The organism is Bilophila sp. T19-St14, assembly GCF_059728385.1.
Map to the genome: position 1 here is coordinate 363491 of NZ_BAAGFT010000002.1, position 13210 is coordinate 376700.

7 protein-coding genes and 1 CRISPR repeat array are annotated in these 13210 nt (G+C 53.3%); of the genes, 3 read left to right on the top strand and 4 right to left on the bottom strand.

Annotated features, from left to right (window positions below; genetic code table 11):
• The first annotated feature begins 3 nt into the window (after window positions 1–3).
• From AC6I1V_RS16015 to AC6I1V_RS16025, 3 genes are all read left to right on the top strand, one after another.
• Window positions 4–258: a hypothetical protein gene (locus AC6I1V_RS16015; protein ID WP_497737229.1), complete on the top strand. Its 255-nt coding sequence runs from the start codon at window positions 4–6 to the stop codon at window positions 256–258.
• Window positions 259–579: 321 nt separating this feature from the next.
• A complete protein-coding gene (locus tag AC6I1V_RS16020) occupies window positions 580–1527 on the top strand; it encodes a BRO-N domain-containing protein (RefSeq protein ID WP_497737230.1) in 948 nt (315 codons plus the stop codon).
• Window positions 1528–1562: 35 nt separating this feature from the next.
• Window positions 1563–2018: direct repeats of the CRISPR family, unit length 28 nt; unit sequence GTCTTCCCCACGTACGTGGGGGTGTTTC.
• A gap of 442 nt (window positions 2019–2460) precedes the next feature.
• Window positions 2461–2718 (top strand): hypothetical protein, encoded by a 258-nt coding sequence (locus tag AC6I1V_RS16025; protein ID WP_497737231.1) that lies wholly within the window; start codon window positions 2461–2463, stop codon window positions 2716–2718.
• Window positions 2719–3039: 321 nt separating this feature from the next.
• Here the strand turns inward: AC6I1V_RS16025 and AC6I1V_RS16030 are convergent, their stop codons facing one another.
• The 4 genes from AC6I1V_RS16030 to AC6I1V_RS16045 form a co-directional block, all read right to left on the bottom strand.
• Entirely contained in the window at window positions 3040–9450 is a 6411-nt protein-coding gene (locus tag AC6I1V_RS16030; RefSeq protein ID WP_497737232.1) for an LPD3 domain-containing protein, read from the bottom strand.
• Between the two features lie 968 nt (window positions 9451–10418).
• Window positions 10419–12161: a hypothetical protein gene (locus AC6I1V_RS16035; RefSeq protein WP_497737233.1), complete on the bottom strand. Its 1743-nt coding sequence runs from the start codon at window positions 12159–12161 to the stop codon at window positions 10419–10421.
• Window positions 12162–12164: 3 nt separating this feature from the next.
• Window positions 12165–12755 carry a virion core protein, T7 gp14 family gene (locus AC6I1V_RS16040; protein WP_497736938.1) on the bottom strand — a complete coding sequence of 197 codons (591 nt, stop codon included), beginning with the start codon at window positions 12753–12755 and terminating at the stop codon, window positions 12165–12167.
• A complete protein-coding gene (locus AC6I1V_RS16045) occupies window positions 12755–13210 on the bottom strand; it encodes a GNAT family N-acetyltransferase (RefSeq protein ID WP_497736939.1) in 456 nt (151 codons plus the stop codon). The genes AC6I1V_RS16040 and AC6I1V_RS16045 overlap by 1 nt, the downstream gene beginning before the upstream one ends.

The following is a 13210-nucleotide window of genomic DNA, read 5'->3' on the forward strand; positions in this document are numbered from 1 at the left end:
ACTATGAGAAAAATTATCTATGGCATTTTTGGATTTGCAGGACTTCTTGCATCTGTTCTGGGCTTTGGGAAACAGGAGGTTCAGGCCGCGCCCGTACAGGAAATCAGGCCGGCTCTTGATAATGCCTGTGACGAAGGACTAATTTTTTCCGACGTGTTGAATATGCATGAAGGGACGATTGTTGCCAGTCATTACAGCCATAGGAGCCATTTAGCCATACCAGCCATCGCAGTCACTATTCCAGTCGCTACTAGATAACTTGTCCACTCCCCGCCCTGTGCGGGGATTTTCTTGACATTTACCCCGTTTTGTAGCGTTGTCTTCCCACGGTGCTCACAACACCAACAGTAGGCGGACAACGCCATCCGACAGCATGGCGCTTTTTTTGTGCCCCTTTTTCTACAAGTCAAGATAGTTCTTGGCTGCGCTTTGAGTTATAATTGTATCCATCGTTTGCCGGGTGTCCCCGATATGTCCAAGCTGCAAGGCTAAAGGCGGGGAGCCGCTCCTACTGGCGGTTGTGAACACCCGGCATCGTTATTCACAGACGGTGCCAACTCTCAACAGTAGGAGTTGGTTATGCCTCAGTCTCTCTGCTTCAACGACTTCACTTTCTCCCCCGTCACCCGCGACAATCAACCTTGGTTCAAGTCCTCTGAGCTTGCCTGCGCCTTGGGCTATAAGCGGGAAGATATTCTTGGTAAGCTCTACCGAAAGAATGCCGACGAATTTACTTCTGACATGACGCAAGTGGTTGAAAACCTCGACAACACCGAATCGGTGTTCCCGGTCAAGCCCCGCATATTCTCCCTACGCGGCTGCCACCTTCTTGCCATGTTCGCCCGCACTCCGGTGGCCAAGGCATTCCGCAAGTGGGTGCTGGACGTCATCGAGCAGTACGGCGACAAGGTGCCCGTTGCCGAGCCTGTGATGCTCAATGACACGTCGCGCCCCTCACGCCGTACCGACCCGGAGTGCAAGACGCTCACCTCCATCATTAATACATGGGTAGGCATAGCCCCGGTTCACTACGCTTCGGCCCGCGCGCAGGTGAACGCCCACTTCGGCGTCGCTTCTGTGGATGCCTTGACCGTGGCGCAGGTTAAGGAGGTTATTCAATGGGTACAGGCAAAGATTGACGCTCTTTCCGCTGTACCTGCCCCCACCCGTACCCCGGCGCTCCCCGCCTCCAACGTCTACGCCGACCGAGTGAAGGAGCTTGAACGCCTTGAAGTCAAGTTCATGGAATTCGCGGGGGAAACCAGAACCCGCCTTTCCGAACTCAACGCCGAGTACATCCGCCTGAATCAAGGGGCTTATGCCGCCATGCTTGGCCTCATCCCTTCGATACAGCCCGGTTCCAAGGATAGGCTTATCGACGCGCTGCCGTCTCAATCATATGATGCCTACAACTGGATCGATGAGGGCTTGCAGCGTATGAGGCTGGCAATCATCGCCGCACGGGCGGCAAACAGGACGGCCCCCGGAAACGGGGGCTTTTTATTCTATATTTTTCTGGAAAACTGATGTATAGAAAGAAAAAAGTTCAATAAAATCTCAAGGTCTTCCCCACGTACGTGGGGGTGTTTCTGCCTTTCTGCCTTTCCTCTTCGGCATATGCCTGTCTTCCCCACGTACGTGGGGGTGTTTCTGTGTGATGCCCTTGGCTTATCGTGGGTAGATGGTCTTCCCCACGTACGTGGGGGTGTTTCTCATGGCTTACGTGACCGCAAAGGTGCGTTTCAGTCTTCCCCACGTACGTGGGGGTGTTTCTTTCTGATTTTTCTGAACGTCTACTCGATTTGGGTCTTCCCCACGTACGTGGGGGTGTTTCCAGAGTGAACAGACATGAGGTCTTGCGCACACTGTCTTCCCCACGTACGTGGGGGTGTTTCCTAGCTGACGCGGTAGACGTATTTACACTAGACGGTCTTCCCCACGTACGTGGGGGTGTTTCTAAAATGTTTGACACTCGCTATATAAAATCCGTGTCTTCCCCACGTACGTGGGGTGTTTCTGTCAATCCTTTTACTTGATGAAAGAGCCTATCACAGCCAGCAATGGTACTCCCCATACTCTCTTATGGATTCTTCCAGCTTCATAAGAAAGTTGTCTGGGAAAATCTTTTGGAATAAGGTGGTTGTAAAGTAGCCTGAAAACGAAGGTTTTGATAAGGCTGTTGATGCAACCCACTAAAAAATAAAAAGGAGTTAACAAATATTTCTTATTATCCACCGTGTAGGCGGCTTAGAAAATGATAAGGGAGAGGTACGGGTGCAAGTATTCATGCCTGCCCCGGCGGAAGTTCAGGGATGCGGCCCTATGGTTACTCGATGAGCCGTTGACGAATGTCTGATTCGGCTGGTGCCTTCTCGAAACCATGCAGAATCGGGAAGGCAATTTAACCATCTTGCAATCCATATCAGATCAGATACCATAATACCAACAAAGGTATTCACCATGCTGTTATTTGATGACGGAAAAAAGCTTGAAAAGGCCGTAGGTGAGGAAGCCGCGAAAACCATAGTGGAAGTTCTGGAACGCTTCGACGAAAGCCAACGGAGCGCCAGCGCATCCAAGGGGGACTTGCGGGAAACGGAGCTGCGGCTGTTGAAGGAAATCCAACAGGCCAAGTCCGAAACCATCAAATGGGTGGCGGGCATCATCACGGCGCAAACCGTAGCGATCATCGCCGCAATCATCGCTCTTATGAAGTAGCTTGACCACAGCCCCGTTCGTGGTTATTGAAAACAGGAAGGGCGGCGAGTGCGACCAACACCCACCGCCCTTTGGGGCCAGTCCCCGGATTTGATTCTATCTCATCCAGTTTTTAGCCCCGGCAGGGAGGTCAGTCCCTACCGGGGCAACTCGTTTTCAGCCTACTTTTTCAAGTACGGTGCAACGAGAACCACGATAACGCCCGCCAACACATTGGCGAGGACGTTCAGCAGGAACTGCTCCATAGGCACAACCTCCTTTCGGAGACTGGCCCACGGCGGTTTTCTATCCTTTCCCTATTTCCTTGTCAAAGAGCGGTTATCAGAATGCCGATGTACGTTTTTGCTTGTCTTTGGACGGAGCGCCGAGGATAGGAGCGAGGGGCCCGGCATTGCCCTCAAGGAACGCTTCCGTTCCCTCAACCGTGCGCCAGATCGGAGCCGTGGGAACCCCCGCGACAAAACCAACGGCGTCAAGCGTGTTCTTCATCGTCTTGCAGAACTGCTCATCAGACGCTTCCCCCGCCGCAATCTTCATTCCGCCGCGCGTTGCCGTCACCGCCGCATTCAGTCCCTTGAATGCCGCACTATCCCCAAACTTCTTGTTGTACTCGAACAAGGCCGGGATTTCCCGGATAATCGGGATCCCCATCAACCAGTAACCGAGCAGTTCAGAACCCACATCTTCAGGTTCAGGAAGCTCCCCATCGCGGCCCCACCCAATCAAAAGCAGCGTCAGCATTGGAGGTGCCAGCCATTCGAGTGCGAAATGGGAGAAGAACCGTGCCGTTCCGATTTCAGACTGTCCCGTCCGTAGAGATTCACGGAACCCCGCAAGATAGTACCTTTGCCGATTCTGCCAGTTCATGGCAAAGCTCATGAACATGGTAAACAGACGGGCAGCCCCCGGTTTACGCATCAGCGCAGTGGTATCCATCGTCAAGCCGGAACCCTGCGCCCGGATTACAGCATCGTCGGCCATCAGAATAGCCTTGGATTGCTCAATGCCTTTACTTATCGCATCGTTGTACTTCGCCATCCATGTTGGGTAGGCAACAATGGCATCCATAGCCTGAATCATGGCAAAGGCCGCTTCTTCCCATTTCGAGCCGAAAATCTTTGTACCTTCTCTGAACGGCTTGAGTCTGTCCGCTACGTCCCGTTCCATGTTCCGTGAACGGCTCACCATATAGGGGGAAAGTTCCCGGATGGTATTCCAGCTTTCCAGAGGGTGGGCGATCATATGGTACGCCCCGCGTATGAAAGCGCCCGTGCCAACTTCTGCCATCGACTGCGGGACGCTCGTTGTCTGGAGCAACGCCGTACGGAAACTGAACCCCATCGCCGCCAGAGAACCCCGGCGCGCCAAGAACTCGAACATCTTGTTGATACCGTCGATCTTGGTACGATCCGGGCGGGCAATGGAACGGAGCCACGGCACCACCTGCGCATAGGCTTCATCTCCAAAAGCCCGTTGCATGGCCCTGCGGTACACAGGCTGTTTCACAATGCGGTAGGCGTCCAAAAGCGGCAGTGTATGGGTGCCGTAATGAATGGCGTCCGCAACATGGGAAGTCAGCACGGACAGGGACAGCAGCGGAGGCAGCCCCGCGCCTTTACGCTCCTGCGTCATGCCGCTTTTCGGGTTCGGCGTCCGTAGAATAGCCTCCTGTGAGTTCAGAGCATCAAAATCAGAATTTCGCTGTGCCGCCTCGCTGAATCGCTTGTCGAACATGAGAGGATAATAACCGCCCCGCATAGTGATGGTTTCACCGTCAGCGGAAACCACTGTAAACGGTTTAGCTTCTACCCGCTTCAACGGGATGCCGTACATCTTCTCATATGTGGCGTTGATCACCGGATACAGCTTACCAATCAGATCCCATACGGATTGTACAAACCGCCATTCAGCACTTGTCATCCTGCGGGTGATTGCCTCCAAGTCCTGCATATTCCAGTTATAGCCGCGCTGGAGCGCCGAGAGGTTGCCGTCATTCCCCATATTCAGGGCAACGGAAAGAACACGCTCTTTTGTCCACTGCCCGCCAAACTCCCGTTCAACATCCGGCAGCATACGGACGCCCTCAATCGTGAATGTTTTGTGCATGTCCTTTCCCATAATGGGATCAAGAAGCCCGCGCAGCGCATTGCCGTATTCACGGAACAACGCTTGCTCCTGCGACGCGGCGCGCTGGAGAGGTTGCACGATAAAGCGGCTGTTCGGCCCGTCGTGATCCGCCCTGTAGCCGTCCGCAGCGTCGAACAGGTAGCGCATCACCTTCATATTGGCGAGGGAATCACGGAACCACGCGCGCAACGCGCCGGGCAAACGGTTGCGTTCATCAGCCGTAATATGTTTTGTCTCGCTCAAGGAAGCCATCGGCGCCACGGTTTCAGCCACGGCTTGATCAAGCTCCTGCTTATGCAGCATACCGATCAGCGCATCCTGTGCCTTCCCTTGATGCGCCAGAATCTTGATCGCATCGTATACATCGCGCAATTCGGACAGGGAAAGCTCACTTGCCCGGCGCAGCCCTGTGCGCTGCGATTCCTCAAATATCCACCCTGCAATAGGCGAAACCGTTCCTGTGGGGTCGAGGCTGTATTCCACGCCAAGGGCTTCTTGGAACTGCAACAGCGTCGGCCTGTTCTCATCAGGACGGGGGGCCATGCGTTTAGCGCCAAGGCCGGGGAAGTGTGCGACGAGAGAAAGGATCTGCTGTTTGAAGTTGTCGGGAATATCCTTTGACCGTGCAATACGCCGGATCTGGCGTATCTTTTGATTCCGCTCAATCCGCGCACGGTAAGCCGCTCCAAGTGCCGCCCGCTTCAACCTTTCCTCTTCCTTGAGCTGTGCCAGACGGGAACGCAGTTCGTCTATACGCGCATTCTTTGCGGCGTCGCTCCCACGCTGTTTTGTCTGTTCTTCCCGCCGGACTTCCCTCACGGCCTCCTCAATAAGAACCCTCTGCTTGCGAATTGCAGCCGTCAGTGCTTTATACTCGGCATCAACAGCAGAAGCCTTTTTGACGCCCACACGCCTATCAACAACATCGCGCAACTGTTTGGTTGTGGGGCCCGCATTCCCGCCGAGAGATTCAATTTCAATACGCAAGGCTTCATCCATCGCATCATTCATGAATTCTGCATCGGGTACGTAAGTCTTTTCCCATTCAGCGACTTTTGAACGGATATGGGTTTCAGTGTATTCAGCCGCTGTCGGTTCATTCATGAGCGCTGCGAGGACTTCCGTCCCGTCCCGCACGCCAAGATAAGCTGCGGCATCGTCGATAGATACCCCACACCGTCCTTTAATGACATCCCGATCCCGGCCCGCATTCCATTTTTCGCGCAGCAGCCACGCCAGATCCTCAGTAGCCATGTCTATAAGAGAATCCCAATTGATGCCGCCGACTGCGGAAAGTTCACGGATCCCACGATAGAAAGGAGCATCACGCACGAAATCCAGCGCCTCTGTGCGTGCCTCGTTCTCGACCTGCTTTTGTTCGCGCATCCGGCGCAGTGCAATTTCTTTTTCCCCTTTCTGCATCCCTCTGGAAACGGCCTTTCTGTAGGCGTCAAGACGTTCCGCAGGGATACCCAAAACTTCCGAGGCGCGCTCAATAACTGGAGCCGGGGAACCGTTTTCACGGGCAACAGCAATATCTTCTTCGCTGGCAAGAAGTCTGTCGAATACGGCGCGCACATCGGCGGAAAGTTCCGCATCACCAAGCAAACGCCGGACGGAACGATAAATTGCAGTAAGCCACGCCCGGAACTGCCTGAACGCTGATTGTAGTTCTTGCCGTGGGGCCTTGCCTTCCCGTGCGTAGGCTTCAAACTGGCGGGCAAACTTCTCGTGCGCTTCCCTCTTGATAACGCCATCACTTTTGATCCCAAGTTCTTTCTTAATGGCGTCCCAATCGTTCTTGACCCATTCCGGGGCCGTCTCAAGCGTAGCGGCATCCCGAAGGTTTTCGAGGAAAAAATGCCCCGTTTCATGAATAATCGTAGAAAGGTTCTTTTTACCCTTGAAGACGCTGATCAACCATTTCCCGTCAGCAGTAGATTCAATTTGTCCCCGGATATTGTTTTTATCTTTCCGCTGATAGTAGGTACTTGGGTTGTTCGGTTCGTACTTGGCCCGCTCTTCCGCCGTCAGTTCAAAACGGTTTTGCGTGTCGAAAGCTTGGATCTCATGCGCTTGAGAAAGGTACTGAATGCGAGCGGCAAGAACACGGGCACGCTCCAACGGGACTTTTCCCTTAAGTTCCTGCTCAACCTGAGAATAGACCTCTTGAGAGGCTTCTTCCGACAAACCGAAATCAAACCGTTCATCAACGTCTTGGATCGCGTGCTGCACTTCATGCGCAATGACGGCTGGCGTCACATCGGGATCGGTGGTGATGTAAATTGTTCCGTATTTGGGAGAATATCCGGCGAGATTCCCCGGAAGGCGTTCTTCCGGCACAACTTCATATTGGGCTTCCCTCAGTTCAGGATAGAGCTCATACAACGCTTCATGCTGGTAAATGTCAGTCAGAGGCCCGCTCATGCCTTCTTCACGGGGAACGGTCACGGTGGCCTTGCTGTCGTCAAGTTCCATCGTGTTCATGTGAAAGACGCGCCGGTGTACAGGAACAACGTCCTGAACGTCTGGATGGGCCTGAACGCGGGCGGGATCAATGAATTGGAAAAGAATACGCCCCGTTCCATCATTGACACCAAGCCTGTCGCGGAGTATGTTCATCACATTACCCCGGTTTGCTCGGGTTGCGTGTTCCTTGCCATCTTTTGAGAGGCTGGCCGCATTGAGCGAATCGGAGGAAATGCCCCGATTGGTCCGGTGTCCAGACGACCCTTCCCCGGAAGGACCTTCATCTGAAGGATGGCCCGGTACGAGCCGATCGGGGCTGATTATTTCCGTCAGTTCGTGGTCATAGAACCGATTGCCGTTAACGTCCTCCCGCAGCACGAATCCCACCACATAGTCCTGACCGTCCAATCTGATCTTATTTGCAAAGATGTGCGACAGGAGCTGTGGTGTTTTTCTGATGCTGTCAACATGAATCCCACCTTCAATGATCTGCGGAATGAAGGGAATGGAACGGGCCAGTGTTTTGTCAAATCCATGCGAAAGCGAGTTTTCAATCCCCTTGGGCGTCACCTGTATCTGCCAGCCGGTATCGGCATTGACAACGGGCATACCCCCTGAAAACCGCTCTTTTGCCCATGTCTTGACCGCATTACGCAGCATTTTCCTCTGTTCGGGAGTTTCAACTTCTTCTGAAACAGGAATCTCCCTCCCCGGCCCAAACCACTGGGAACTGTCCGCCTCGATCATAGGCATGTCGGCAAAACGGCTAGCAAGCTCGTTTCCAGCCTGATAAAATCCTTTTTCAGGCTTCTTTCCCCGCTTCAACCGCTCAACAAGTTCATCCGCCCCGCTTCCTTCCGGCAGAAGCCCACGGCGTACGGCTTCATCCGCAAGCTCGTCAATGGGAATGCCTCCCTTCTCTCTCGACTTGAAGAGTCCACGCCCTCTTGCCCGCGTAATTTCCTTGAGCGTATCGGCATTGTAGGCTGAGGAAAGGCTTTTCCCGTCAAGCCGTCCCCATACCAAAGCCAACAAAGGATCGCGTTCAGCCAAAGGCTGGCGGGCAAAGGCGCGCTGTGTACGGGCGTCAAGAACGTCCTGCGTGGGGGCATTGAGATCTATGAGTTGGATGCCCTGCAACCGGGATTCAAGCCATGCGGCAGGTTCCATGCCGTACATCGGCGCCATACGTTCCGCATTGGCGGCAAGGAGATCGCCATAATGCCGCGCCTGAGACTCAGAATAGCCTGCGTCGCGCATTTGTTGGACGTAGGGGGCCGCGATGCGGTCAAAGCTTTCCCTGTTGTTCTGAGCCTGCTCAATGCTTGAATCAACGAAATCGAGGAATGAATTGAGCGCCTCAATCTGTGCAAGCTGTTCTTGCGTCATCCCGGAGGTTACTTCCTGAACTTCACCGGGAGACATGATCGAAGGATCCAGCGTGGAGTCCTGCAAGAGCTCCTTCCCCTGCGCCGTATTCAGCAGATAAGGGACTGCCTTTTCCATCGGAATGGCAACCGGAGTTCCGAGAGCCATAGCGTCCGCGACATCCTCAGCGGATACCTTGATACGCTGCGCAATCTGCAACCCCTCATCAGACTGGAAAAGAACGCGCTGCATGGCTTCAGGATTAACGTACAGATCTCCCAAAACTCCCTCTTCCTTCAACTGCCCAATGAGCTGTTCAGCAGAGGAGGGACTTTCTTTAATCAGCTTATTGTTGGCGGCATGTTCAGAAAGAGACTGCAATGTATTCGCACTGTTCATTGCCCTTCTGGAATCGCGCACGGCGGAACGGACGCGCATAGCCCCGCCGCCTACGCCAATCGGCAAAACAAACGCTTTAAGAGACTCATAGGCCGCGTCAGAAAGCCGTTCAGCGGCTTCTTCACCTGTAGTCAGACGGAAAGGCTGGTCACTGATTTGTTTCGCGGCTTCTTCCGTGATGATGTTAATCCCTTCCTGTGCAGTCTCTACGCCGACTTCGGTAGCCAATGCTCCCAGGGCTTCCCCTGCCCCCTTTCCTACGGCTTTCAACAGGGAAGGATTACGGCTCAAAAGCTGTTGTGCGGAGGCCATCGTTGCCCGGTTTAAGAGCCTGTCGGCGCCGGGGATAAGTGAAAGTGCCTTATGCACCCCCACAACTTCCAATGCTCCTGAAGGTAGGGAACCAAGGAATGAAAGAAGGCGAACTTCATCACGCGGGAGAGGTTGCCCGTTTTCATCTTTGAGCTGTGAAAGTGAACCATAAATTTCGCCAAGGGACATCTCAAAGGCGTAACGAATCCAGGCAGCCCCGGCCCCCGCTGCAAAGGCTGAACCTGCGGAGACGCCAGATACAGGGCCAAAGGCAGAAGTAGCCACCCCAGCAGCAGCCCCGGCCTGTGCCCCCCCGAGTACGGAACGATAAGCCCCCTCTGCAACTTGAGGAAAAAACGTAGCAAAAGAACTGCGATACGCCCCCATCAAGAAGCTTTCATCTTGGCGGTACGCCTGATTAACGGAGAGTTCCCAATTGATTTGTTCAATGCGCTGGAGGTCGGCAGGATCGGGGTTATTTTGCCAAAAAACTTTGTTCAGTAGATCTGTTTGTTCGATTTGCAGTTGCCCAATCCTAGTTGCTTCCTGCATTTCCTGTGAAAGGTTTTCAAATACTCCGATTTCAGGGAGCTGATCGCCAAGTCCGGCAACCATAGCCGCACCTTGCTGTACAAGCCAACGTCCGGTGATAGGCTCGTCACGAATCATCTTTTCCAGAGCGGCCCGGCGCGTTGGGCCATTCTGTACCGCATCATAACTCTTGGAGATCTCCTTATGATTCTCTAAAACCGTGCTTACAGGGATGCCTGTCTTGTTCGAGAGTTCAACAGCAGAAAGTGTATCAGGGAAGGTTTCGGCTACGGTTCGGGCACGGAGCTCCAGATCTTGCGCAAGATCCGCTTTTCCCGGAACATATCCGGCAAAAGCCCCTTCTGGAATATTTATTTCCGGGAAAAACTCTTGAGTCTGCTCAAAATCGGAATCTTCAAGCGTAATTCCCATGAAGGGATTGGTAGAAGAAGGAACCTCATTTTCTTCAACACTCATGAACGGATTCTGAGACATTATTCCCCCTGTTGCCTGAGATATTTTTGATAAAGCGCCTTACGGTTCTCGTCCGTCAATTCTTTTCCTTGGGCAGAAAGAGCTTCATCAATCATTGGCTTTACAGTTTCAGGAATCTCGACCACTTTTGAGAACTGGTATCCCCTCTCCCTGTAGCGTGGTAATCCTGCGGCAGGAATATCTCGTCCCGTAAACCACTTCCCTTTATCAACGGCAATTTTTACAGCAAGAGTCTGTGCTTTTTTACGTCTGGCCTCATAGCCGATCGTTCCGTTAAGCTGACTCAAAATCAAACGATAATAGGCTTGTGCGTCAGCATCCCTATAATTAAATTCGTTCTTCAACGTGCTGACAAGCTCATCCTTCAAAAGCTGTTCTTCCTGCTTCCATTGCTGATCCTCAGCACTTTTTCTTACCTTTTGAAGTGCGGAGGGGGGAAGGGATCCGGAAAAACGAGCAGTTACCATATCGGAGGTCACACCCGGTTGTGCAGCGTATGATTGAGCTTCAGCAAGAATACGGTCATTGACGGGGGCCTCAACACCGTTGATCAGAAAATCTGCCTCTGCATCTAACTGGTTGCGGACATCCTTATCTGAAATTGAACCTAAAATATTGGCTATACCTTTCTGCTTTTCCTCGTAGGTGAGGCTACTGTCTTTCAAAACAGCATGTAATTGAGAAACTCCATTGTTATATGTCTCTGCTTTTTGGGCATCCTTTTTCTGATCCTCAAAAGCAGCATATAGTGCCCGTTGTGTGGAATATGACCTGAGAGCTTTCCCCCGCAAAACAGGGTCTTTTATCTTGCCAAGCTCTTGATCTATGCCTCTACCGTCAATCCCATAACTCTGGAACCACTCCACTCCAAGTTGTTCCGCCGCCTGATTCTGTGCCCGTTCCGCCTCGGCCCGCGCCTTGGCTTCAAGCTGTTCCTGTTTATTCCGAATGGCCGTTTCAAGCCTGATTTTGTCGTCCCCCATCAGCATACCTGACGCCAGCACGGACTTGGCTTGTTTCACGTCATCACGAGACAAGGCCGCGTTCCCTACATTAAGATAAATGCCGCTGGCGTTCTCCCGCGTGGCAAGCTCCATCTGCTCACGAGACCACCCGCTGATACGGGCAATCTCCATGATCGCCAGCCCGCTTTCCTGTAGTTTTTGGGCAAACACTTCAGGATCGTTATAGTTCTCAAGGGCGGCGTTTTTTGCCAGTTCCGCCCGTGTCTTCTGCGTATTGATCTGCCACGTATTGAACTCACTGGTGGCATGGCGCTGCACCTGCGGCAAAAGCTGGCGCCCGTATGTTCCGATCTGCTTTTGGAAAAATTTCTTGCCCATGTCGCCAAGGTTCTTTTCAAATTCCCCGGCCCGTTCCCTCATGAGCTTTTCAGCGTCGGCAACGGAACTAAGCGCATTTTCCCCCTTCCTGTTGAAAATGCCGTTTTCTCCGTACAAATCGGCCTGCATGGACTCCTGAAATTTGTTGTAGGCTTCCTGAGCCTTGGTACGGCTGTATTCGGTATAGAGGTCGAAACCAACCTTTGCGGCGCCCTGTACGGCCTTCCCGGTATTTATGACGGCCTGCCAACCAGCCTGTGCCCCCTGTGCCGCAATGCCGCCAGCACTGTCGGAAAGTCGCGCGCCGAGATTGGCTCCGGGCGTGGTATTATATGCGGGCTGCTGCCGATACTGCGGCATACCGCCGGACCGCTTTTCAGGAACCCTAAGACCAGCCATATGTTACTTCCACCCCTTATTCTTGTTCCAAGTATTGAAACTTACGGCATTCTTTGCACTTTCATCAGTTCCGCTCCAAAGAGGGCTTCCCCCACCCCAAAGCCTTTCACCGTAATTACTCCCGATTGCCGCTAGGCCGCCGATTGCCGTACCTGCCGCCGCCCATCCGGGATTGATATTGTCGGCCTGAGACTCATACGCTTTCGCCTGCTGCCCGTAATTCCAACCCTGCACTTCCGTATTGTATGCGGCATCCAAGCCGCGCTGATACAGCGCCAAGGCGTCAATCTCTCCCTTTTCCGCCGTATCGAGTTCCAGATCGAGGAAAGATCCTCTGTCAACCTGAGCCCCGGATGCGCCCATAGCCGCCCGCTGACTTGCGATAACTCCGGCCACTTCTTGGCGCTTCTTGACCATGTTTTCATAGCCTTCCCGCCGCTGTGCCGCCGCTTGTTCTTCCGCTAGCTCCTGATTTTTCGTAGCGATTGCCGCGTTGTACTCAGCTTGAGATTTCTGAGCCTTTGCCTGCTGGTAGGCGCCGACCGTACTCAGCCCCGTACCGACAAGCGCGACGATTGAAGATGTAAACGCCATTACCCCACCACCTTCATGTAGCTTTTCTCCGCAAGATGGTAGCCCATGCGCTCGAACAGACTCCCGCAATCATGCGCGGCCTTCACTTTGTTGACGATAATATCAACAATGCCGGAAAGCGCCTTGTCTGCCTCACGGAGCAGCCGGAATCCGCACAGACCTTTCCGGTACTCAGGGAGCAGAAAGAACACATCAGCCTCGGCAACACGCCGGGTCTTGTAGTGGAAATTATGCATGAGGAAATAGACGGCATACCCGACAAGACGCCCACCATCCCGTGCCGTGGTTACGTGCAGCATCCCGCGCTCGTACAGTGCCCGATAAGCGTCCTCGTCAATGTCCACTGAACCGAAGGCGTCTTTCAAGGCAATCTCATCCCAATGCCGCTCAAGCAAGGGGCGCATCTCAAAAAACAGATTAGGGAAAAGAGGCTCTGTCTGGAAAGTAATGGGCAT